The organism is Capnocytophaga stomatis (assembly GCF_002302635.1).
In the GTDB taxonomy this organism is placed as follows: domain Bacteria; phylum Bacteroidota; class Bacteroidia; order Flavobacteriales; family Flavobacteriaceae; genus Capnocytophaga; species Capnocytophaga stomatis.
In genome coordinates, this window is record NZ_CP022387.1 from 2,750,190 (window position 1) to 2,774,835 (window position 24,646).

Here is a 24,646-nt window from a genome sequence, read left to right on the forward strand (position 1 = left end):
GGATTTTCATTTTAATCATCAACTCTTCTGAAATTGCCTTGAGAATCAAACTCAAGTTCCAAACCATTGGATAATTTTACTTCTTGACTGCCAAAAATGCCTTTTTCAATTTTTACAATTTTAGTGTTAATAAATTTTGTTTTGACATATGACAAAATATTTTTTGAGATGAACTCAGTGGGGATTTCTGTGTAATTTCCATCGATTTCCGTCCAATCTCCTTTTTCGTCAAATTCGATTTTTATTCCTTCTGAAAATCTTACAGTATAATCATCTGAGGAAAAAAACTCTTTGTCAAGAATTACGTAATCCAAAGTATATTTTGAAAAGTGTTTCTTTATGAAACTCTGAGCATTATGAGGCAATTCATTGTGAGTTATAATGGTTTCTTGTGCATTGATTGTCATTCCTACAAGTAAAAATAACATTGTAGCTAATTTTTTCATAAGTGATTAAGTTTAAATTTATAATGCAAAGTTGAACAATGATTTGGGAATAAAATGGGAAAAACCAAAAAGATATTGAAAATTTACACTTTTCTTATTTCAAAAATATGCAAATCATTTTGGTATTGATAATCTATTTTTAAATTTGGCGTATTATCAATGATTGTTTTTACTATCGAAAGCCCCAATCCTGTTGATGTGGTATCTTGGTTGGATTTATAAAATCTGTTGAAAATGAGTTCTTTATTAAGAGCTTCAGGATAAACGGAAGAATTCTGAATATTGAAGCTGTTTTCAAAGAAATTAATGTGAATAATTCCTTCATTTTTGTTGTATTTAATTGCATTACGCAGAAGATTTGAAACCAAAATATAAGCCAAATCAGGATTTATCATTGATTTGAAAACATTTTCTTCATTTAATTCTAATATAATTTCTTTAAAATCAATCATATCGGAGAAATCTTCAACAATTTTCTTCGTGACTTCATTAAAGTTAACTTCTTCTCGCGGACTGAATTGATTATTTTCAATACGCGAAAGCATCAAAAGGGATTTGTTCATTTTTACGAGTTTAAGCAAAGTTTCGCGTGTGTTGCTAAGCTCGATGAGGTTTTCTTCGCTCAGGTTTTCATCTTCCAAAAGCATTTCTATTTTGTTAATTGCAATAGCCAGAGGGGTTTGCAACTCGTGTGAAGCATTTTCGATGAATTGCTTTTGATGTTTGAACATTCGTTCGTTTCGGTCAATCATTTTTTGAATTTGGCTATTTAAAAGCTTGAATTCCCGAACGTTGGTTGGTTTGTCTTTTTTGTTGTTATTTCCTTTTCCTAATTCATAATTTCCTAATCTTTCGAGTATTTGATAAAAAGGTTTCCAAGTTTTTCGTAGAATTACGTTATTTATCATAATAATACTTGTAACCATTACGATGTACAAAACAATCAACGCAATGAAAAGATTTTGCCCGAATTCATCTTCCTCCACAATCGATGTGCGAATTTCGAGCCGTTTTGGTTGTCCTTCCCTGTCCCTGAAGTAGGTTTCCAAAACACGATAAGGCTCAACATCGTCCTCATATTCCATATAAAAAGACTCAGTTCTGAAGAAATTACCTTCTTTATATTCACCTAATTCAATGGGCGTAATTCGGAATTGATTGAAGTCAAAATCGTTGATATGTATTATTTTATCATTTACGTATGCCTCACGGATAATTTGGATTTTTAAGTTTTTTAGTCCGTCATCAATATTGTCATAAACTTCCTCAATTAAGAAGGTATAGAAGAGTGTTGCCCAAACAGCAATGATGATAAAAAGTGCTGAGGCAAGGTATTTTAGCGTATAACTTTTTAACGAAATGCTCATACTAATTTGTATCCAATTCCGTAAACTGCTTGAAAATCAATCTCTGCGTTATATTCTTTGAGTTTTTTCCGTAAGTTTTTTATTTGCGAATAAATAAAATCCAAACTATCGGCTTGGTCGATGCTGTCACCCCAAACGGATTCTGCCAAAGAGGTTTTTTGTAAGGTTTTTTCAGGACGAATCATAAAATAATAGAGCAAATCAAATTCCTTACGATTCAAAGTCATTTCCTGTTCGCTTACCAAAACTTTTCGGTCTTCAGGAAAAATTTTCACATTTTTAAAAGAAATGAAATTTTCTCCATTTTGGTTTTTTCGTCGTATGGCTGATTTTATTCTTGAGTGTAATTCTAACAAATTGAATGGTTTAGAGAGATAATCATCTGCTCCCAAATCCAATCCTAAAACCTTATCTTCAACGGAATCTTTTGCCGAGATGATAATAACGGCATCTTTTTTATTTAGGCGTTTAATTTCTTTCAGAATGTCAATTCCGCTTCCTTTGGGCAACATAATGTCCAGCAAAATACAGTCGTAATCATATGCCCCAATTTTGTCAATCCCTGAGACATAATCGGTTGCTGTTTCAACGATGTATTTTTCGTTTTTTAAAAATTGTTGTATGGTCTCCAACAGAGCGGGTTCGTCTTCAATAATTAAGATTTTCATATTTTGAAATGTTCGAAAAGGCAAAATTATGAAATGATTTGGGAATAAGGTTGGAAATTTTAGTTTTTATGTGATATTTCTTCCAAATATTTTTCGGGAAAACAAGCCAGCTTTAAAAATTATTTCATAGTTTTGTGGAGATTTGAAACTTTATAGAATAAAAGCATTTTTAACGATGAAAATTAAAATAGTTACTTTGTTGGCGTTGTTTGCTGCCTCTTGCGGAATAAAAACTAAAAAAGACAAGATAGAGACAACACCCAATGTGGTTTTAATCATTGCTGATGACCTTGGCTACGGTGATTTGAGTTGTTACGGAGCTACAACTATTCAAACGCCTCAGGTGGACAAGCTGGCTGATGGTGGGATTTTGTTCACAAACGCCCACACAACGGCAGCTACTTGTACACCTTCACGCTATTCGTTATTTACGGGCGAATACAATTGGAGAAGGAAAGATACAGGAATCGCCGATGGTGATGCAGGAATGGTTATCCGTCCTGAACAAGTTACCATTGCAGATGTTTTTAAATCAGCGGGTTATACAACAGGAGCTATCGGTAAATGGCATTTGGGGTTGGGAAATGAACGGGGCTCTCAAAATTGGAACGGATTCATTTCGCCTGGTCCTTCGGACATAGGTTTTGATTATTCTTATCTGATGGCTGCTACTGGGGACCGAGTTCCGTGTGTGTGGGTTGAAAATCAAAAAGTTTCCAATTACGATGCTTCTGCCCCCATTGAAGTTAGTTACCAACAGCCCTTTGAAGGGGAACCATTGGGAGAAACGCATCCCGAATTGCTGACAAAACTCAAACCTTCAATAAATCACGGTCATAATCAGGCTATTGTGAATGGTATTTCACGAATAGGATATATGAAAGGAGGAGGGAAGGCTCTTTGGAAAGATGAAAATATCGCAGATTCCATTGCCCAAAAAGCGGTAAATTTTATTGAAAAGAATTCTAATAAACCATTCTTTTTATATGTAGGAACCAATGATATTCACGTGCCAAGATATCCACATCCTCGTTTTGTTGGTAAAAGTGGAATGGGATATCGGGGAGATGCTATTTTGCAATTTGACTGGACGGTTGGGCGGATTGTAGAAACGCTCAAAAAGAACGGATTGCTGGAAAATACGCTTATCATCATAAGCAGTGATAATGGTCCTGTGATTGATGATGGCTATCAAGACCAAGCAGAAGAACTGTTGGGCAATCATAATCCTTGGGGGGAATTCCATCACAGAGGTGGAAAATATAGTAATTTTGAAGCTGGTACGCGTGTTCCGTTCATAGTAAGTTTGCCACAAAAGGTGAAAGCAGGCACGTCTGATGCCTTGTTTTCTCAGGTAGATTTGTTCGCAACATTGGTGGCTTTTTTAGGTGGAAATATTCCCGAAGGAGCTGCGAAAGACAGTCAAAACCAATTGCAAGCCTTGCTGGGAAAAGATGCCAAAGGAAGGGATTATGTTATCACATCGGCAGGGGCATTGTCCGTGAATAATGCGGAATGGAAATACATAGAGCCAAGCAATCGCAGGGCTTATCAAGAACTGACGCGTACGTATCTTGGAAATTCAAAGGAAGACCAACTTTATAATGTTCAGAAAGATAAGTCCGAAAGTGAAAACGTAGCCAATCAGAATCCTGAAAAAGTAAAAGAGATGAAGAAAATTCTTGAAAGAGAAAAACAGAAAGGATATTTGAAATAAATTCGGGAACATAAAAAAATCCTAAGCGAAGGCTTAGGATTTTTTTAACGCACTAACACTACTAAGATTATAGGTCTATCGTAATCTATCTGCTGATTTTACAAGATTTTCGTCCCGCCGAATAGCCTGATTGGCCAAAAACAAAAAAACGATAGAAAGGACGGGTAAGAAAATCCCAACACCCTTCTCAGAAATTAAATTTTCTCCGGATGAGGTTAGCACTCGATATACAAATATTCCTAGTAAAGTAAGATTTATAAGGATATTCAGTCTGTTGAGAACAAACTGAGTCTGTCTTGTCTTGAATTTGAAAATACTATAAATTGCTAAAACTGCTGATATTGCAAACAAAACACCGCTTGTAACATCATTTTTGTACGCGAATACAACCGTGCCAGCTTGCGTATATAACGAAAATATCAGAGGAAGAATTCCACTAATAACTGCCACAACTAACATATAAACGCTTTGTATTCTCTGAATCATAGCTTAAATTTTCACCGTGCAAACCTACGGAAAAATTAACATATCTACCAAATTTAAAGTGAATTTTTTTTCCGAATTCAAGAAAATTTTATTGAGTTACGAAGAAGTAGGATTTATGAAAAAAAATCGTAAATTTGCCTCCAAGTACATTATTAAAAATACTTAAAAAGAATCAGTTAATGGAGGTAAGTAAACGATACGCACAGCGTGGTGTTTCGGCATCAAAAGGAGATGTGCATAATGCAATAAAAAATATCGATAAAGGGCTTTTCCCAAAGGCTTTCTGCAAAATAGTCCCTGATTATTTAACAAATGATGAAGAATATTGTTTGGTTATGCACGCCGATGGGGCAGGAACAAAGTCTTCTTTGGCATATATGTACTGGAAGGAAACAGGTGATTTGTCCGCTTGGAAAGGCATTGCACAAGATGCTTTGATTATGAACATTGATGATTTGCTTTGTGTTGGGGCAGTTGATGATATTATGCTTTCTTCAACCATTGGTCGAAATAAAAATGTGATTCCTGCTGAGGTAATTTCGGCAATTATCAACGGAACGGAAGAACTTATTTCCGAGTTGAAAGAATTCGGCGTCAATATTCATTCAACGGGAGGAGAAACAGCCGATGTCGGTGATTTGGTTCGTACCGTGATTGTTGATTCTACAGTTGTGGCACGAATGAAAAGAAGTCAAGTTATTGATAATTCAAATATTAAAGAAGGCGATGTTATTGTAGGATTGGCTTCTTTCGGGCAGGCAAAATATGAGAAAGAATATAACGGAGGAATGGGAAGTAACGGTTTGACTTCCGCTCGGCACGATGTATTTGCTAAATGCTTAGCTGAGAAATATCCGGAAAGTTTTGATGCTTCCGTTCCTGAGGAGTTGGTGTATTCCGGAACAAAAAAACTGACTGATTTGGTTGAAAACAGTCCGTTAGATGCAGGAAAATTAGTACTTTCACCAACGCGAACTTACGCTCCGATAATTAAAAAAATTCTTGAGAAGTACAATACAAAACAAATTCACGGAATGGTGCATTGTAGCGGAGGAGCCCAAACAAAAATATTACATTTTGTTGATAATTTGCATATTATAAAAGATAATTTATTTGAAGTTCCTCCTCTTTTCAAGTTAATTCAAAAAGAATCGGGCACGGATTGGAAGGAAATGTATCAGGTTTTCAATTGCGGACATCGTATGGAACTTTATGTGCCTCAGGAAATCGCAAATGACATTATTTCCATTTCAGAGAGTTTTGGCGTGGCAGCGAAAATTATAGGTAGGGTAGAAAAGTCCGAAAGTAAAAGACTAACCATCAATAGTGAATACGGGAATTTTGAATACTAATATAAAAAACGGATAATTGAAATTATCCGTTTTTTATTTGCCTTACGGCACTAAGTTTTTTATAATTTTGTTCTTATAGTAATTCTCAAAACGATTAGCTTTGAGGCTCTTCGGGTTTGTTATTCTTCTTTTCAGAAGAATTAGGCTTTATTGATTTTACCAATTCATTAATTTCGTTGTACAGAGGTTTCCATTCGGGGCTTTTTTGCATTGCTTTTATGAAAGTAAAATACGCTCGTAAATACTCTTCTAATTCGGAGCGTATTTTAGTTGCCGAAGGAATATTACGAAGCTCAGAATTACTGGCTATTTGCTCGGCGTAAATAACATCAAAATCATCTTGAGCTTGTTTTAACAAATCTAAAATAGCTTTTACGCCCAAATCTTCCAATAGTAACAGATTTTCAGGTAGATTCATTTCTTCAAGAAACTTTCGTAGTTGAGCAGTTTGTTCAGCATATTTTAGTTTTGCGAGTCTGGTTCCATATTTTTTAAATACTGCGTAAATGGTTTTTGCTTTAGCATTGTGGGGGAGAGGTTCCAAACCTGCATATCCCTTTATGTAATCGCGTAAGCCGTTGTAAAGTTTGTCGCGATGTCTGTCTGCTTCGGCTACTGATTTGCCTTTTCCGCTGAAAGTTGATTTTGTATAGACAGTTCTGTACACTTTAAAAATTTCCTCTACTTGTTTTAAAAGCTCATTACTTTCTACAAATGTGTACTTTCCGCTTTTAGAAATAGAAATTGTTGTTTCGGTTAATGTAGCTAACTCTTTGGTGTTAAGTTTTGATAAAGTGATTTTCATAAGGATTTAGTTTAAATTTATAAAAAGATATTTTACTGCGACTAAGGTACTTAAAATTATTAAAAAGGCAATATTTTTTCTTGATAATTTTTTGAAAACAAATAAAATATATTTTTTTAAAGAAAATTATATATCAATTTTATAAAAAGAAAAACAGAAAAAATACATATTGTATAATTTATTTTCTGATGTTTTGTGTTTAATATATGCTTTTAATAAAATAATTCTTTTTATTTAAAAATAAAATAGATAGCTAAAAAAAATATTATTTTTTTTATTCAGATAATTGTATATTTCTTTGTGGTAGATAAATAATTAAACGGTTAAAAGCATAGATTTGTATTAATTTCAGAGACTTTTTTGAAAGAAGAAGGAATAATAAGTAAGTTATTAATTTATTTTTGGTGATTGGTGATATGACGTTTTAATTATAATAAACAATTCCCCCTAAAAATGAACTTTATTTTTTAGGGGGAATTTGTCTAAGCAAATTTTTATTATTTATTCCTTAATATTCTATTTTATCACTTTTCTACTTGAGTTATAAAGATAGAAGAAGCATAACTTCCTCCAGGTAGTTTTGAAGCTATTCCATTTTTCCAAAGAACTGCCTCTTCTCCTATTCCTCCTACTACATACACAATATTATCCATTACGTACACACCTCCTGCATAAGCTTCTTGCCCTTCAAGAGGTTGTAATTGTCCATTTTTCCAAAGTAGAGCAACGTCTGCTTTGCCAAAAGAATCTGTTGAATAAGCATATTTAGCTCCTGTAGCATACACGTCTGTTCCTGAGATAAATAATTCTTCAGAAGAGTAACTGAATTTTTCGTTATCTCCATTGCTATCATTTAAAATAGTAGGAATTCCGTTTCTCCAAGTTTTAGCAACATTCCCTTCTTTGCCTGATAGATGTATGTCTGTTCCTGAAATAATTACCGAATGAAAAATGGCATTTTGGCTTCCATCAGTATGGAAAACTACTTTTCCGTTTTTCCAAAGTTTAGCTACAAGAATGCCTTTTTCATTATCTTCAAAGCCAGCGACATAAACATCTGAACCTGATACATAAACTGATTCAGCCGCACTTCTGTTAGTTGCTAATGATGTAGCTTTTCCATTTTTCCAGAGCACAGCTAATCCGTTACGTCCACTATATTCTGCACCTGCTACATAAACATCATTGCCTGCTACAAATACACAGAAAGCCTTAGAGTTTTCATATCCTGAAGTCAGAGTGGGCAGATAGGAAGGAGTTCCATTTTTCCAAATTTTAGCTATTGTTTTTACTTTTTCTGAAATTGTGGGAGAAAATTGTGTTTCTTGCCCAACAATATAAACATCATTGCCTGCTACATACATTGAATGAACACGTTCTTGATGTTTTTCTGAAGTTGTCATAAATTGCCTTTCTCCGTTTTTCCAATAGGCAACTTTTTGATTATTATCCCAACCTGATATATGAATATCAGTTTGTTTTTCAGGTGTTTCAGGTGTTTCGTTTTCAATAGAAACACATCCTATTAGCATTAACGCTAAAAAACTAAAAGTTGTCAATTTTTTTATCATAATTCTAATTTTTTTAAGTTGTTTCAAATTATTTTTTTTGATGAATAAATAATAAAACGCAATATTACTATTTATTCTTTAATAAAACAAATTTTAATTAATTTTATGTAAAAATGTTTGATTTATTTATTAGGTCATATTTAAGTCTCATTATTTGTTGAGTTTATACATCATCTTTTTAAGAAAAAATCTTTTTTGATATACCTTATATAATCTAAAGCATTTGTACAATTGCATAATAGATTATTGCTTAATTTTCATATAGGATTAGGATATGCTTCTACAAAATATAGTTTATACAGTAGCTTTTTACCTACTATCGGTTTGAAAATTAAATATGTAATTTTTTAATGATAATACTTTAATAACGTATATCTAAAAAGACAGCTTATAAAAGGCTGTCTTTTTTATGATTTTTTGTAAGTAAATAAAAAAATACTTTTGTATGGATTATAAACTAATCGATAAATATTAGATTATGTTTATCAGTCTGAGTGAAGTCAAAGACATTATTTTAATCGTAATTTTTCGGAAAGTAGTTTCTGCTCTGGCGAACTCTTCGGAATTTTTTGTAAGATAATTTTTGCTTGAGCGAACTCTTCAAAATTTTTCGGAAAGTAATTTCTGCTCGGCTGAACTCTTCAGAATTTTTTGGAAGATAATTTCTGCTTGGGCGAACTCTTTGGAATTTTTTGGAGAGTAATTTTTATTCGGGAAAACTCTTTGGAATTTTTTGGAGAGTAATTTTTGCTTGGGAGAACTCTTCGGAATTTTTTGGAAAGTAATTTCTATTTGGATAAACTCTTCGGAATTTTTAGGAAAGTAGTTTCTGTTTGGGCGAACTCTTCGTAATTTTTCGGAAAGTAGTTTCTGCTTGGATAATCTCTTCGGAAAAAATTGTATGCTATATTTCAGAAAGAAAATAAATAATAATAAAAAATATGAGATAAAATAGCAAGAAATATATATTACCTGTTTTTTTACTATTATTTTCTGATTAAAAATTGATTTTTATAAAGTTATGTGGAAAATAATCTGCTGTATTTTTTGTTTGTTGAGTAAAATAATTATTTTTGTAGGTGAATGAAGAACTTAACTTTATAATCTATTTGCTATTGATAATTTGATTTTTATTTCTTGCATTCAGCAAAGGGATTAAAATTTGAGTTTGCTATTCATACAAAAGAGGTTTATTAATAGTATAGTAAAAAATGAAAATCAATATAAATACGGATATCCGCTACGCTTTTTTCAATCTTTTGGCGGTGGTTTGTTTAGGAGTTTTTCTTCGTTTGGTGTACATCGTGCCAATTCCTTTTGAATATAATTACAGATATATTCTTCACGCTCATTCGCACACGGCCTTTTTGGGTTGGATTTATATTTTGCTTGTTGGGCTTATCAGTAGAGAATTTGTTTTGCCAAAATATGAAAGGAAGCATAAAGTTTTGCTCTATCTTACACAGATTTCCGTTTTAGGAATGCTTTTTAGCTTTATTTTTCAGGGCTATGGTGCAATTTCTATCACGTTTTCATCTTTATTTGTAGTTCTTTCGTATTGTTTTGCATATTTATTTCTGAAGAAATGGCAAAATGGTAATATTAAAAAATCTGTTTCCTACCTTTTTATAAAAATGGGTGTGATTTATCTTGTGCTTTCAAGTTTAGGAATTTGGTCAATACCATTTTCGATTATCAAATTTGGGAAAGATTCTGATTTTTATAACGCTTCAATTGCATTTTTTCTGCATTTTCAGTACAATGGTTGGATACTTTCCTCATTAACAGGATTATTCATACGGAAATTCGGTTGGGATTTGAAATATTCTCAGTTGATAAAAAAAATATTTTACGGATTTCAGGTTGCCGTAATCGGGACGTTAGTAATATCTTGGTTGGGAATATTTAACCTTGCGGGATTTTACTTGATAGGAGGTTTTTCCGGAATTGTATGGTTATTTATAATTCTGATTTTAAGTTATTTATATTTCTTTAAAAATTCTGAAAAATCGCTTTTGGCAACATTGTTTTTATTGTTTTTCATTTTAAAAATATGTGTGATGATTTTCGGAACTGCGTTAAATATTTTCAAACCTGTTTTTAATAATCCTGATTTGATTATCAGTTATTTGCATCTGAATTTTTTAGGAGTTATAAATTTGGGATTATTATTTATTTTGTCCTCTTGCAAATTATTGGAAATAAATAAATTATCTGTTTTGGTTTATCTGTCGGCTTTTATTGTTACAGAAATTCTTATAGCTTATAAAGGTTTATTTCTTTGGCTTGACTTTCCTTTTTTTGATACTTATTTCTTGTATTTGGCTATTGGCAGCATTTTGTTTTTGTTCCCTATTTTGTATTGGTTCGTATGTAGCTTGAAATTAAAAAATGAATAATTTTTGACTTGTATTTTTAAAATAATTTTATTATTTTTGGTCAAAAATTATTGATTTATGAAAAAAAATATTTTTTTGCTCGTATGTAGTTTATTTTCAGTTAGTTTTTACGCTCAACTTTTGAGATATAATTTTGATGAGCGAGGGGATACTTATATTCAAGGTTCATTTCGAGGTCAATTTTGGGCGAGATATCTTGACACTAACCCGGGGACAACCATCGGGGGAGAACCTGTAAATCAAGTTTTTGATTTCTCTGTAAGACGTTATCGCGTTGGATTTCAGGCTCAAATAAACAAAAAGTTATATTTCTTCTTATTGATGGGAAATAATAATATCAATCAGAAAACCATTCGTTCAACTGATTTTAGGTTACTTGATATTTTGGCAGAATATACTTTCAGTCCTAAATTCAAATTAGGGGCAGGAAAACTTATTTTTGCAGGTCCGGGACGTTATGTGTATTTCTCCAATGGTTCGATGATGAATTTAGACCCTGCTATACATCAGCTATTTACGATAAATCATTACGATGATGTAGGGCGAAATATCGGGGTGTATGCCAAAGGACAATTAGGCAAGTTTGATTATAATATAAATGTTCAAAGCGTTGCGATGCCTACGGATGCTCACGTCAAAGACTTTGGATATTCCAAAAAGCACGCAACTTTAGGATATGCTTCATACATAAAATATGAATTTTTTGACGATGAAAGTAATAGAAGTCCGTATAGTGGAGGTATTGGGACATATATCGGAGCAAAAAAAGTGCTAAATTTAGGTTTCGGGTATGTTTTCAAGCCGAAAATGTTTGAAAGAACGGTAGGAACTGATACAAAATACGATAATTACAGAAATTTAGGTATAGATTTGTTCATTGATATGCCCATATCGGAAAGAAATGCAGCTGTAACTACTTATTTGGCTTTCAATAATATGAATTTGGGAGAAAAATACGTCCGAAATATAGGAGTAAATAGCATTTATGATTCAGGCGGAACTTCATTTAACGGAGGTGGAAATGCTTATCCTATCGTAGGAACGGGAAATTCCATAATGTTCCAATTTGGTTATTTGTTGCCGAAATCTGAAAATCATAAAGTGCGTTTTCAGCCTAATTTTGGTTGGAAATATTCTGATTACAAAGGTTTAAATCAGGCTGTTAATGTTTACGACTTAGGCTTGAATATCTACTTTAACGGACACAAAAGTAAACTATCTTTAGGATATCATAATCGTCCTATTTTTGATAAATCAGATAAAAAAGTGAGCACCCGAAAAGGAATGCTCATAGCTCAGTATCAAATTGAATTATAGTGTTTATTTTTAGAGATTATCATTTACTTGATAATCTCTAAAATTTGTTGTGTGTGTTCTTTCGTTTTTACCTTTTCTATAACGTGTGTTACCGTATGATTTTCGTTCAGAATGAAAGTCATACGATGTATTCCATCGAAAGTTTTACCCATAAATTTCTTTTCGCCCCACACCCCAAATTGTTGGATAATTTGCTTATTTTCATCGGCAATTAACGGAAAACTCAGATTATTTTTGGAGGCAAAATTAGCTTGTTTTGTTACAGAATCGGCACTGATGCCCAAAATTTCATATCCTTTTTCTTGCAGAAGGTTGTAACCATCTCGTAAATCGCAAGCTTCGGCGGTGCAGCCCGGAGTACTTGCCTTCGGGTAGAAGAAAATTATCAGCTTTTTTCCTTTGTAATCGGAAAGACTGATTTCTTTTCCATTTTGGTCTATACCTTTAAAATTCTTAACAGAATCGCCAATTTTTAATGTATTCATATATTAATTGTTTGTTTTTATTAGTAAAAAAGTAATTTTAAAAAGGAAACAGCAGCGGAAGCACAAAAATCATCACAATTCCCATAATGATTTGCAATGGAAGTCCCACTTTTACATAATCCATAAATGTGTATCTTCCTGCGGACATTACTAGTGCATTGGGCGGCGTTGAAAAAGGAGAGGCAAAGCACATACTTGCCCCAACGGCAACAGCGAAGAGGAACGCTTGCGGATTCAAACCTAATGAAACTGCGGATTGAAAAGCAATCGGAGCCAGAAGAACTGCTGTGGCTGTGTTACTTATGAACATTGTCATAAGTGAAGTAGTAAAATAAACTCCCGCCAAAAGCACATAAGGGCTGTATCCTCCCAAACTTCCCACCAGAGTCTTTGAAACCAAATCGGAAACTCCTGTTTTTTCCAGAGCCAAAGCCATCGGTAACATTCCCGCAATTAGTACCACACTTTCCCAATTGATAGTTTTGTAAGCAGCTTCCGTATTTCGCAAAGCTCCTGAAATTACCATTAAAAGTGACGCTATTAAAACAGCCGTAACAGGAGCAATCGGGATAAAATCGAACATCATAGCAAAAACCATTGCTATCATAATGAGTCCTGCTATGGGAGCTTTATGAGTCAGGGTAACCTTTGAGGCTTCACTCATCGGTTGTCCTAAAACAACCAGCTGACTGCGTTCGGCTTCAAGTTTTGCGATGTGTTCCCAAGTTCCTTGCACAAGCAGAATATCTCCGGAATGCATTTTTTCATCTTTCAAATGTTGTAAGATGTAGGTGTTTTTTCGCTGAATTCCTAAAATATTCAAACCGAAATGCTCTCTTAGCTTAGAATCTTTAATAGGTAAATTTACCAATTTTGAAGCAGGCATAATCAACACTTCTGCAATTCCTACCTCTTGAAAATTAAGCATATCTGACTCTTTTTCCTCTGTTTGGTGAGTATCTAAAAGTTGCAAATTATTTTCAGAAATCATCATTTGAATATTTTCAAAATCTCCTTGCAAATATAAAATATCTCCTTCAAAAATAATTGTATCAGCATTCACCACTTCTTGATTGCCAGATTTGAAAAAAGGATTGTTGGAGGTAGATTTACGCCGTATTTCTAACACAGAAGTACGATATTTTTCATAAATTCGTATCTCTTTTATTGATTTTCCTTCGAAAGGCGAGTTTTTATTAACTTGTACACGATATAAATTCGTAGCAAGTTGATATTCATTAACTAAATCATACAAAGATTTACTCTTTTTTTTGTTTTCTGTCCCTGAATTTTCCTTTTTTGATAGCAAAAACTTACTTGCAGGGATTAAAAATAAGATTCCAACAATCAAACAAACAATTCCAACGGGCGTGAATGAAAAAAACGTCAGTTGCGGAAAACCTTCTTTTGCAAGAACTTCGTCAATTACCAAGTTCGGAGGTGTCCCGATAAGGGTCATCATCCCGCCCATACTGCTTGCAAAAGCCATTGGCATTAGCAAACGACTTGTATTGATGTTGGAACTCATTGCCATACTAACCACTATCGGAAGCATCAAAGCCACTGTACCTGTGTTACTTACGAAAGCTCCGATAAATGAAGTTACCAGCATCAGCAATATGAAGAGTTTAATTTCACTATTTCCAGCTAACCGAAGGATTTTGCTACTAATCATTTTCGCAAGTCCCGTCTGAAAAATAGCACCTCCCACCACAAAAAGCCCAATCATCATTATCACAACAGAACTTGAAAAGCCCGAAAGTGCCTCTTCAGGAGTTAAAATTCCAAAAACAACCAGCAAAACCAAAGAACACAAAGCAACCAAATCCGAGCGAACTCTTCCGCTCATAAAAAATACGGCTGAAATAAGGAGTATAGAAAGTGTTATGTACATATAAATCAAGTTTTTAGGTTTGAAAAATGAGAAAACTAAATATTTGACTATATTATTTTTGAAAAAGTTTGAAAAAAAATGATTTTTCAGGCAACCAAATTAGTTAAAAAAAAGAATATCTCATAATTTTTCCGAATTAAAATCTGTATTTTTTTCATATCTTTGAGCCGAAATAAAAAGAATTATGACACCAATATTAAATCATCAGGATATTCAGCACAAAATCAGACGTATAGCTTTTCAGATTTATGAAACAAATTTGAATGAAAGCCAAATTATTTTAGCAGGAATTCAAGGAAATGGGTATATTTTTGCAGAAAACTTAAAAAAAATGCTTTCTGAAATTAGCCCGATTGAAGTGATTTTATGCAAAGTGAAAATGAATAAGAAAAATCCGCTTGAGGGAATTACAACTTCCATAGAACCAGAACAATACAAAAATAAAGTAGTCGTTTTGGTTGATGATGTTTTAAATTCGGGACTGACGCTAATTTATGGTGTAAAACACTTTTTAGAAGTTCCTTTAAAGAAATTAACCACTGCCGTTTTAGTGAACAGAAATCACAAAAACTTCCCGATAAAGGCTGATTTTAAGGGGATTTCGTTATCTACTTCCTTGCAAGAACACGTTTCGGTTGAGTTTAACGAAGGAAATTATGTTGCATATTTGGAATAATTAAGGCAAACAAATATTATTTTTTCAGATTAAAAGACATTCTGCACGATTTTGGTTTGGAATGTCTTTCTGCCATATTGTCACAAAAGAAAAAATGGCACACTTTTGAATATAATTATAGCGTTTTATAGTAAAAAAATTGATTATGAGTACGGAAAAGAATACACACGAAGAGTTCGTTTCAAATGAAGAGCTTCAAAAAGAAGAAATTACCCCTGAAACGGAATCTGAACAAAATAATGAATCTCCTCAAAATAATATAGAAGAAGAGCTGGCGAAGGAAAAGGATAAATTTTTGCGTCTGTTTGCTGAGTTTGAAAATTATAAAAAACGCACAACTAAGGAGCGAATTGAGCTTTTTAAAACGGCAGGAGAAGACATTTTGTCAGCAATGTTGCCTGTAATGGACGATTTTGACAGAGCTTTGGCAGAAATTTCAAAATCAGGTGATGAAAATATGTTAAAAGGAGTGGAGCTAATACACAATAAGTTAGTTAATACTCTGAAATCAAAAGGATTGGAGAAGATAGAAGTTTCTCCGAGTGATGTTTTTGACAGTGAAATTCACGAGGCAATAACGCAAATTCCTGCACCAACAGAAGATTTGAAAGGGAAAATTATAGATATTATCGAAAAAGGATACAAATTAGGAAATAAAGTTATCCGATATCCAAAAGTTGTTGTAGGACAATAGTTTATAAAAATCAATGAAAAAAGATTACTACGAAATATTAGAAGTTTCAAAAACGGCAACCACTGCTGAAATTAAAAAAGCGTATCGCAAACAAGCTTTAAAATACCATCCGGACAAAAATCCGGGGGATAAACAAGCCGAGGAAAATTTTAAGTTAGCCGCTGAAGCCTATGAAGTGCTGAGTGATGACAACAAAAGAGCTCAGTATGACCGTTTTGGGCACGCAGCTTTTGATAATGCCGGTGGCGGTTATCACTCGACGATGGAGGATATTTTCAGCCATTTTGGAGATATTTTTGGCGGGCGATTTTCAGGTTTTTCAGGATTTGGAGGCTTCGGAGGAGGACAGCAGGCTCGTATGCGAGGCGAAAATCTTCGAGTTCGTATAAAAGTTTCTCTGGAAGACGTTGTAAAAGGTGCTGAAAAGAAAATAAAAGTTAAAAGAAAGGTTCAGGCAGAGGGAGTTACCTATAAAACGTGTCCGACTTGTAACGGAACTGGGCAAATTGTCAGAGAGGTGAACACAATGCTTGGAAGAATGCAAACGGCAAGTTCTTGTTCTTCCTGCTATGGAAGTGGTCAGGTTATTGATTCTCGTCCGTCAGAGGCTGATTCTCAAGGGTTAAAAGTTGTTGAAGAGACGATTTCCGTGAAAATTCCGGCTGGGGTTATGGAGGGCGTTCAGCTGAAAGTCAGCGGGAAAGGTAATGAAGCTCCGGGAAGAGACAGCCTTGCGGGTGATTTGCTGGTGGTCATAGAAGAGCAAGAACACGAAACGCTCAAAAGAGAAGGCGAAAATTTGCATTATGACCTTTATGTCAGTTTTTCGGAAGCAGCTTTGGGGGCTTCCAAAGAGATTGAAACCGTTACGGGAAAAGTACGAATTAAATTAGAAGAAGGAATACAATCCGGAAAAATTCTTCGGTTAAAAGGGAAAGGAGTTCCCAGCTTAAATGGCTATGGAACAGGCGATTTAATCATTCACGTGAATGTTTGGACTCCTAAAAATCTTACGGAAAAACAGAAAGAATTTTTTAGAGAAATGCTCAACGATGCCAAGTTTGAGCCAAAACCTGAAAAAACGGATAAATCCTTTTTTGAGAAAGTAAGGGAAATGTTTTCATAATTAATTAGTTTAAAATTTGTATTACGATAAAGTTGAAAGAGCAGTGTAATCGCTGGGCTTTCAGCTTTATTTTTTTATATTTGTTTTTCTTTTTGATGATTTTGGAAATTCCTGAAAATAATAAATGTTTTGAATATGAACCACATTGATTATAATAATTTTATTTTAGATAAAAATAGAAAATTTAATGAACAAAATAGTATTCTTATAGAAACATCAAGTGATGATTTTAGGTTGGGTACTCATTTAGTTTACAAAAGCAAGGAAAATTTATATGTTATATATTATTATATGGAAAATGATATTAGCACTATATATTTCCAAGGATTTGATATTTATATAGTGTATATTGAATTAGAGAGTATTGTAATGAATATTCTATCAAAATATGATTTAATAGGAAAAGATTACAATATTATTGACCGTCCTTCTTTTAATTTAAATGAAAAAACTTTAAAATATAACTTAGAAAAAATTAAAGAAGAAAATATTGATAAAATAGCCAATGAGTTTATTACTTTTTATACCCAAGAAGCCCTTCCATTCTTTGAAAAATGGCAAAACCTAAATGTTTTATACGAATACATAAAAGATAAAACAGATGACGAACTTTGGGATATTTTAGGGCAATTTGCACCAATGAAAAAAGCTGTTATTTTAAGACTTTGTAACGACTCTAATTATCAATCGTTTATGGATAACTATTTTCAAAAACAAAAAGAATATTTTGAAGAAGACCCCGAAGATATTGATAATATTCGTTATTACAACGCCTCCAGAGAACTAAACGAAATTTTGGATAAAACAAAACCTATTTACAATTTGTAAGCGAAAGAAATAATATAAAAATTCCGCCTATTAAAATGTTTTAACTATGGTAGAAATAAATAAAGTAGTAAGAGAAATAAAGAGTATGATTTCTGAAGGAAAAGATATAGAAGAAATCGTAATAAGAGAAAGTAATTATACTATTATTCATTTTATGCACTCTATTTCTGAAACAGATTTTACTGTAACATTATTATTTGAAAAAGATGATTCAAAATTTTTATTTTGTCCTATCCAATATCAAATAAATTATAATCAATTAGATGATGTTGTGAATAAAATTCTAATCAAAAATGGTTTGAGTTTTAAAGATAGCAAAAGTAATAGATGGGGGTCTTTTTTCATTGAAAAACAAAAATATAACTCACTTGTAGCAGATGATAGTATAACAAAAATATTTGAAAATCAATATAATAATGAAATTCTCCCATTTTTCAAAAAATGGCACAACCTAAATGTTTTGTACGAATACATAAAAGATAAAACAGAAGACGAACTTTGGGATATTTTAGGGCAATTTGCACCAATGAAAAAAGCTGTTATTTTAAAACTTTGCAACGATTCTAATTATCAATCGTTTATGGATAACTATTTTCAAAAACAAAAAGAATATTTTGAAGAAGACCCCGAAGATATTGATAATATTCGTTATTACAACGCCTCCAAAGAATTGAAAGAAATTTTGGACAAAACAAAGCCTATTTACAATTTGTAATTGACAGCAAATCCCTTCGACAGCTAACCAAAAAACGATGCATAAAAAAACGAATAGAAAATGGAAAATATTGGTAATAAAACATCTTGCGATTGACTTTTTCAAAGCAGTTGCAGAAAGCAAGATTTTTTTGCTGATTTGTAAATAGTTCGTATCTTTGCCTCACTGAGTTACAACCTAAAATGGGTAAAATCAACAAGGGTTGTTTTGTCACTAAATCATTACCTTCTGCTCTTCGGTGATGAGGTTATAAAAAAGATTTTTATTTGTTACAAAAAAAGAAAGTTATGAGAAGAATTAGTCTGGTTATCATTTTTTTAGTGATTTTTTCTTGTAAAACAAATCCGTTTACGGGAAAAAATACTTTGAACTTTAAATCGAACAGTACTTTGTTCCCGATGGCTTTTACTCAATATTCTACTTTTCTGAAAGAAAATGAAGTTGTTATGGGAACTGCCGAAGCTGAAATGGTTAAGCGGGTAGGGCAACGAATTGCCAAGGCAGCTCAAATGTGGGCAGAGGCAATCGGTCATAAGGACTATTTGAAAGATTATAAGTGGGAATACAATTTGGTTCACGACAAGCAAGCCAATGCGTGGTGTATGCCAGGGGGGAAAATCGTGGTTTATACGGGAATTCTTCCCATTACCAAAAGCGAGGAAGGGCTGGCAGTTGTTATGGGGCACGAAGTTGCTCACGCACTGCTTGACCACGGAGCCCAACGTATGAGTGCAAGTGACATACAGGTACTCGGAGCGATTGTCGGCAATGTGGCTCTTCACAACAGCAAGTATAAAGACACATTCAACGCTGCGTACGCACCTGCAACGCAAATATTAGGAATGTTGCCTTACAGCCGTTCGCACGAAACCGAAGCCGATGAAATAGGAATTCAACTTATGGCAATTGCAGGATACAATCCTGAAGAAGCACCTAAATTATGGGAACGAATGCAAGCAAACAGTTCAGGACAGTCGCTTGAAATACTAAGTACACACCCGTCCAACGCTTCGCGAATAGCAAATCTGAAAAATTGGGTTCCTAAAGCAAAAGCCGAAGCAGCAAAATACGGAATTACAACCTTCAAATAAGGAACATTTTATCAAAAAAATATATTTTCTGCATTCTTTGAAAAAGAAGTACGAAACAAAACAGTGAGTACAAGCAATTCTTTTTTGAAGAATGCAGATGAACGTTAAAGAGGAAGCATATAAATATGAAGAAATCCGAAAAAGTAAGCTTTGTAATCAATACATTGGAGGAAATATACCCAAAAGTAGATGTCCCCCTTGACCATAAAGACCCGTACACCCTATTAATAGCCGTGCTACTCTCCGCACAAAGCACCGATGCTCGTGTAAATCAAATAACGCCCTTACTTTTTGCAAAAGCGGACAATCCGTACGATATGATAAAGCTATCCGTTGATGAGATTCGTGAAATCATCAAACCGGTGGGGCTTTCTCCTGCCAAGTCGAAAGGAATTTACGAACTGTCACACATTTTGATTGACAAACACGGCGGGGAAGTGCCGCAGAGCTTCGAGGATTTGGAAGCGTTGCCTGCCGTTGGGCATAAAACGGCCAGCGTGGTGATGTCGCAAGCCTTCGGCGTCCCTGCGTTTCCTGTGGATACGCATATTCATCGCTTAATGTACCGATGGGGGCTATCAAACGGAAAGAATGTGACGCAAACGGAGAAAGATGCGAAGCGTTTATTTCCAGAGGAGAAGTGGAACAAGCTCCATATCCAGATTATTTTATATGGGAGGGAATATAGTCCTGCCCGTGGGTGGAATATCGAGAAAGATATTATCACAAAAACCATCGGACGGAAGTCAGTTATTAATTCCATTTAAGAAAATTATTTAATGAAGAAGCAAAACAATGCAAAACAAACAGTAAATATCAAATATCAATATAAAAAAATCAAAGAAAGGGTAGGGGCTTTAGAAGAGAAATAAGGGGCTGTTCAAATTATTGATAAAACATCAAAAAGTAAGTGTTTTTTATTGGAATGTAATTATGGGCAATCCAAAAGGAACTGTAAAAAATGTAAGAACAAGTATGGGGTATTTAAAAACAGGTCAGGGCAATACAAAGTAAGTGATAAAAATTCAATAAACGAGTTTCATTTATAAAGATGTAATAATCAAAAATGAAAATTCAATATAATAAAATACAAAAGTAAAAATGTGCAATATTAAATCAATAATCATAAATAAAGATGATAAATAAAAAATATTGATTTAATGAAATAAAAATACAGTACAAATTAAATAAGAAGTAAAATCGTGTAATAAACACAAAAGATATTCTAATAAACAGAAGTAACTAACAATAAAGACTATGAAGTTACAACAAAGAGATGAAAAACATCTGTGGCATCCTTATACGCAACATCAAACAGCTTCCAAACCTTTAGGAATTGTTAAAGGGAAAGATGCTTTACTTTGGGATGAAGACGGAAATGAATATATTGACGCCATTTCGAGCTGGTGGGTAAATCCTTTCGGGCATAGTAATGAGCTTTTAGCCCAAGCGGCTTACAAACAATTAACACAACTGGAGCACGTACTCTTCGGGGGATTCACTCACGAACCTGCGGTGCTTTTGGCAGAGAAACTAATCTCCATTTTGCCTTCCAATCAACAGAAAATATTCTTTTCGGACAATGGTTCTACCGCTGTGGAAGTCGCAATAAAGATGGCGATACAGTATTTTTTCAACAAGGGAGAGAAAAGGCACGTAATAGTGGCGTTCGAAAATGCTTTCCACGGTGATACTTTTGGGGCGATGGCAGCTTCAGGAATATCATTCTTCACGGAATCGTTTAGGGGGCAGCTGTTGGAAGTGGTGCGGATTCCCATTCCGGAGAAAGGAAAGGAGCAATTATCGGAAGAAAAGCTAAAAGAAGCCATCGCAAAGCACAAAGTGGCGGCTTTCATCTTTGAGCCGTTGGTTCAGGGTGCAGCAGGAATGAAAATCTACTCCGAAAAGGCTTTAGACAATTTGATAAAAATAGCTAAAAGCCAAAATGTTATCACAATCGCCGATGAGGTAATGACCGGATTTGGCAGAACAGGGAAAACATTCGCTTGTGATTATTTAAGCGAGCAACCGGATATTGTTTGCCTTTCAAAAGCATTGACGGGGGGCACAATTCCGCTGGCGGTAACCTCGGCAACGCAGGAGATTTTTGATGCTTTTTGCGATGAAGATGTAAATAAAGCTCTGTTTCACGGGCATACTTATATGGCAAATCCCACAGGATGTGCCATTGCTTTGGAGGCAATCCGAATTCTGCAAACAGATGAAACTCAGCAGAAAATAAAACGCATTGAGCAGTATCATAAGGAATTTGTGCAAAAATTAAATAGCAACCCGAATGTTGAAAACGCACGAACGCTGGGGGTTATTTTAGCTTTTGAAGTGAAAACATCAGGAAATACATCGTATTATGGAAGTATTCGCAATCGATTGTATGAATTTTTTATTGAAAAAGGCGTAATTCTGCGTCCCGTGGGCAATACAGTCTATATACTTCCTCCGTATATTGTCACAAATGCACAATTACAGCGTATTTATAGTGTAATTGAAGAAGCAATCAAGGAATTTTCGTCATAAAACTGATTTAAAAATGAAAAAAGTATTCGATTTGAGGGTCGCTCCCATAGAAAATCTTTGTGTGGGATTTATCGGCGTCGGCATTCGAGGTATTGAAGCCCTAAAGCGATATATGTATTTGGATGTGCGTATCTCGGCAGTGAGTGATGTGTATGAGGAATATATAGAAAAAGCTAAGAAAATCACAGAAAATCAGTCTGTTTCACCAGTTTTCTTTACAGGAAAAGAAGATTGGAAGAAGCTTTGCGAAATGGAAGAAATTGACTTGGTTTATATATCCACACCTTGGGAATTACACACTGAAATGGTAACGTACGCAATGCGTTGTGGTAAGCACGTTGCGGTGGAAGTTCCGCTGGCTATGACCGTTGCCGATTGCTGGAAAATAGTCAGAACTGCGGAAGAAACTCAGCGACACTGTATGATGTTGGAAAATGCGTGTTACGATAGCTTTGAACTGATGACTATTGAAATGGCAAAAAGAGGAGATTTCGGAGAGATAGTCCACGGAGAAGGCGCTTATATTCACGATTTGAGGCGTTTGAATTTTCAGCAGAATGATAGAGATACACTGCGAGGCGAATGGCGAATGAAATACAGCCAAACGCACAATGGAAATCCGTACCCAACACACGGAATAGCTCCTATTTGTCAGGCAATGAATATCTTAAGAGGAGATAATTTAGTTAAATTAGTGTCGATGTCGTCTCTCTCAATCGGGATGAAACGTTATGCCGAAGCTACTTTCGGGAGCGAATCTCCACAGGCAAAAGCACAGTACACAGGCGATATTAATTTGACGCTGATTCAGACAGAAAAAGGAAAGACCATCTTATTACAACACGATGATACCAGCCCACGACCATATTCACGAATATTTTTAGTGAGTGGAACAGACGGATTTATTCAAAAATATCCCACTCCTCAAATTTATTTCGACAAAAGGGAAATTCCACAATTAATTCAGGAGGAAGTAGCATCGTATTTGGAACAAAATCAGCATCATTATGTGTTGGAAACCGCTCATTTGAGAGAAAAACTTCCGGAACAAAAGCCTATGGATATCATTATGGATTACAGATTGGTGTACTGTCTCAAAAATGGACTTCCGTTAGACCAAAACGTATATGATGGTGCATTGTGGTCGTGCATTACAGAATTATCACAAATTTCCGTAGAAAAAGGAAGCATTCCTGTTGATATTCCTGATTTTTTGAACGGATAACACTTGAAAAACAAAATTGAAATTCTTTTATCAATTATTACTTTAAATAATTATATTTGCCACAAATTTGAGTTAAGATGAAAAAAATAGAGCTAAACACTATTGAAGAAGCTATTGAAGATATAAAAAAAGGAAAAGTTGTTGTTGTGGTTGATGATGAAAATCGTGAAAACGAAGGAGATTTCATTGCTGCTGCAGAAAAAGCCACTCCTGAGATGATAAATTTTATGATTACACACGGTCGCGGATTGGTTTGTGCGCCACTTACTGAAAAACGCTGTGCTGAGTTGGATTTGCCAATGATGGTACAGAATAACACAGTGTTGCATCAAACTCAATTTACGGTTTCTGTGGATTTGATAGGGCAGGGGTGCACTACCGGAATTTCGACTCACGACAGAGCAAAAACAATTTTATCGTTGATTAATCCCGAAACAAAACCATCGGATTTAGGACGTCCCGGACATATTTTTCCACTTCGGGCGAAAGAAGGAGGCGTACTCCGCAGGACAGGACACACTGAGGCTGCAATTGATTTGGCTCGGCTTGCGGGCTTTCAACCAGCAGGAATTTTGGTGGAAATATTGAATGAAGATGGGACAATGGCTCGGCTTCCACAGCTGGTAGAAGTGGCAAAACGTTTTGACTTAAAACTTGTTTCAATAGAAGATTTGGTAGCTTACCGAATGCGAAAAGATACTTTAATCGTAAAAAAAGAAGATTTCTATTTGCAAACGCCTTACGGAGAATTTCGCTTGCGTGCTTATGAGCAAACCACTAATAAACAGATACATTTAGCATTTACCAAAGGAACTTGGGAACCTGATGAGGCTGTGCTTACCAGAGTTCACGCGTCATTTATCAGTAATGATATATTGGAGATTTTGGCAAATGATAAGGATAATCCGCTTGAGAGAATATTCAAAAAAATCAATGAAGCAGGCAAAGGAGCTGTGGTGGTTATCAATAAAGAAGGATATTCGCAAGATTTACTCAAACGCATCACAGAAATCAAAGAAAAACAGAACGGAAATTATATTCCGCAAACTTCAACCGATACAAAAGATATTGGAATGGGGTCGCAAATTCTTCACGACTTGAATATACGTAAAATTAGATTGCTAACTAATTCAAAACAATCACATTACGTAGGTATGTCGGGTTACGGACTTGAAATTGTAGAGGAAATTGAATATTAAAGAAAAAGCTCAAAGAAAATTAAAATTCTTTGAGCTTTTTTGATTATTTC

General features: G+C 34.3%; 22 protein-coding genes. 14 read left to right on the plus strand and 8 right to left on the minus strand.

What is annotated here, in order from left to right; genetic code table 11:
- Positions 1-11: 11 nt before the first annotated feature.
- The 3 genes from CGC58_RS12230 to CGC58_RS12240 all read right to left on the minus strand — a co-directional run bounded on the left by CGC58_RS12230 (position 12) and on the right by CGC58_RS12240 (position 2,481).
- Complete coding sequence (locus CGC58_RS12230; protein ID WP_095896970.1) at positions 12-446, minus strand: PepSY-like domain-containing protein; 435 nt, start codon at positions 444-446, stop codon at positions 12-14.
- Positions 447-529: 83 nt separating this feature from the next.
- Positions 530-1,813: a sensor histidine kinase gene (locus tag CGC58_RS12235; RefSeq protein ID WP_095896971.1), complete on the minus strand. Its 1,284-nt coding sequence runs from the start codon at positions 1,811-1,813 to the stop codon at positions 530-532.
- The gene (locus tag CGC58_RS12240; RefSeq protein ID WP_095896972.1) at positions 1,810-2,481 is read right to left on the minus strand and encodes a response regulator transcription factor; all 672 of its coding nucleotides are present in this window, start codon (positions 2,479-2,481) and stop codon (positions 1,810-1,812) included. The genes CGC58_RS12235 and CGC58_RS12240 overlap by 4 nt, the downstream gene beginning before the upstream one ends.
- Before the next feature lie 175 nt (positions 2,482-2,656).
- On the opposite strand from CGC58_RS12240, the gene CGC58_RS12245 reads away from it, so the two are divergent.
- Complete coding sequence (locus CGC58_RS12245; RefSeq protein WP_095896973.1) at positions 2,657-4,198, plus strand: sulfatase family protein; 1,542 nt, start codon at positions 2,657-2,659, stop codon at positions 4,196-4,198.
- 75 nt (positions 4,199-4,273) lie between these two features.
- On the opposite strand, the gene CGC58_RS12250 is transcribed toward CGC58_RS12245, so the two are convergent.
- On the minus strand, positions 4,274-4,684 hold the full coding sequence (locus CGC58_RS12250; protein ID WP_095896974.1) for a DUF4293 domain-containing protein: 411 nt from the start codon (positions 4,682-4,684) through the stop codon (positions 4,274-4,276).
- A 179-nt stretch (positions 4,685-4,863) separates the two neighbouring features.
- On the opposite strand from CGC58_RS12250, the gene CGC58_RS12255 reads away from it, so the two are divergent.
- Entirely contained in the window at positions 4,864-6,036 is a 1,173-nt protein-coding gene (locus CGC58_RS12255) for an AIR synthase related protein (RefSeq protein WP_095896975.1), read from the plus strand.
- A 94-nt stretch (positions 6,037-6,130) separates the two neighbouring features.
- On the opposite strand, the gene CGC58_RS12260 is transcribed toward CGC58_RS12255, so the two are convergent.
- A complete protein-coding gene (locus tag CGC58_RS12260; protein ID WP_095896976.1) occupies positions 6,131-6,841 on the minus strand; it encodes a DUF6261 family protein in 711 nt (236 codons plus the stop codon).
- Between the two features lie 524 nt (positions 6,842-7,365).
- Positions 7,366-8,412 carry a hypothetical protein gene (locus CGC58_RS12265; RefSeq protein ID WP_095896977.1) on the minus strand — a complete coding sequence of 349 codons (1,047 nt, stop codon included), beginning with the start codon at positions 8,410-8,412 and terminating at the stop codon, positions 7,366-7,368.
- 1,211 nt (positions 8,413-9,623) lie between these two features.
- Between CGC58_RS12265 and CGC58_RS12270 the strand changes: the two genes are divergently transcribed.
- Both CGC58_RS12270 and CGC58_RS12275 read left to right on the plus strand, forming a co-directional pair.
- Positions 9,624-10,811, plus strand: a complete 1,188-nt coding sequence (locus tag CGC58_RS12270) for a hypothetical protein (protein ID WP_095896978.1) — start codon at positions 9,624-9,626, stop codon at positions 10,809-10,811.
- A gap of 57 nt (positions 10,812-10,868) precedes the next feature.
- Complete coding sequence (locus CGC58_RS12275) at positions 10,869-12,128, plus strand: hypothetical protein (protein ID WP_095896979.1); 1,260 nt, start codon at positions 10,869-10,871, stop codon at positions 12,126-12,128.
- A 23-nt stretch (positions 12,129-12,151) separates the two neighbouring features.
- Here the strand turns inward: CGC58_RS12275 and bcp are convergent, their stop codons facing one another.
- Both bcp and CGC58_RS12285 read right to left on the minus strand, forming a co-directional pair.
- A complete protein-coding gene (gene bcp, locus CGC58_RS12280) occupies positions 12,152-12,613 on the minus strand; it encodes a thioredoxin-dependent thiol peroxidase (protein WP_095896980.1) in 462 nt (153 codons plus the stop codon).
- 37 nt (positions 12,614-12,650) lie between these two features.
- Entirely contained in the window at positions 12,651-14,507 is a 1,857-nt protein-coding gene (locus tag CGC58_RS12285) for an SLC13 family permease (RefSeq protein ID WP_095896981.1), read from the minus strand.
- Positions 14,508-14,691: 184 nt separating this feature from the next.
- On the opposite strand from CGC58_RS12285, the gene CGC58_RS12290 reads away from it, so the two are divergent.
- From CGC58_RS12290 to ribB, 10 genes are all read left to right on the plus strand, one after another.
- Positions 14,692-15,183: a phosphoribosyltransferase family protein gene (locus CGC58_RS12290; protein ID WP_095896982.1), complete on the plus strand. Its 492-nt coding sequence runs from the start codon at positions 14,692-14,694 to the stop codon at positions 15,181-15,183.
- Between the two features lie 145 nt (positions 15,184-15,328).
- Positions 15,329-15,877, plus strand: a complete 549-nt coding sequence (locus CGC58_RS12295) for a nucleotide exchange factor GrpE (protein ID WP_095896983.1) — start codon at positions 15,329-15,331, stop codon at positions 15,875-15,877.
- 13 nt (positions 15,878-15,890) lie between these two features.
- Complete coding sequence (gene dnaJ / locus CGC58_RS12300) at positions 15,891-17,003, plus strand: molecular chaperone DnaJ (protein ID WP_095896984.1); 1,113 nt, start codon at positions 15,891-15,893, stop codon at positions 17,001-17,003.
- 135 nt (positions 17,004-17,138) lie between these two features.
- On the plus strand, positions 17,139-17,831 hold the full coding sequence (locus CGC58_RS12305) for a hypothetical protein (RefSeq protein WP_198540733.1): 693 nt from the start codon (positions 17,139-17,141) through the stop codon (positions 17,829-17,831).
- 46 nt (positions 17,832-17,877) lie between these two features.
- Positions 17,878-18,546 carry a hypothetical protein gene (locus CGC58_RS12310; protein ID WP_232748843.1) on the plus strand — a complete coding sequence of 223 codons (669 nt, stop codon included), beginning with the start codon at positions 17,878-17,880 and terminating at the stop codon, positions 18,544-18,546.
- A gap of 287 nt (positions 18,547-18,833) precedes the next feature.
- A complete protein-coding gene (locus tag CGC58_RS12315) occupies positions 18,834-19,637 on the plus strand; it encodes a M48 family metallopeptidase (RefSeq protein ID WP_095896985.1) in 804 nt (267 codons plus the stop codon).
- Between the two features lie 125 nt (positions 19,638-19,762).
- A complete protein-coding gene (locus tag CGC58_RS12320) occupies positions 19,763-20,404 on the plus strand; it encodes an endonuclease III domain-containing protein (RefSeq protein WP_095896986.1) in 642 nt (213 codons plus the stop codon).
- 490 nt (positions 20,405-20,894) lie between these two features.
- Positions 20,895-22,172 carry an adenosylmethionine--8-amino-7-oxononanoate transaminase gene (gene bioA, locus CGC58_RS12325; RefSeq protein WP_095896987.1) on the plus strand — a complete coding sequence of 426 codons (1,278 nt, stop codon included), beginning with the start codon at positions 20,895-20,897 and terminating at the stop codon, positions 22,170-22,172.
- Positions 22,173-22,185: 13 nt separating this feature from the next.
- Positions 22,186-23,397: a Gfo/Idh/MocA family protein gene (locus CGC58_RS12330; RefSeq protein WP_095896988.1), complete on the plus strand. Its 1,212-nt coding sequence runs from the start codon at positions 22,186-22,188 to the stop codon at positions 23,395-23,397.
- A gap of 77 nt (positions 23,398-23,474) precedes the next feature.
- Positions 23,475-24,596 (plus strand): 3,4-dihydroxy-2-butanone-4-phosphate synthase, encoded by a 1,122-nt coding sequence (ribB, locus tag CGC58_RS12335; RefSeq protein WP_095896989.1) that lies wholly within the window; start codon positions 23,475-23,477, stop codon positions 24,594-24,596.
- Positions 24,597-24,646: the final 50 nt, after the last annotated feature.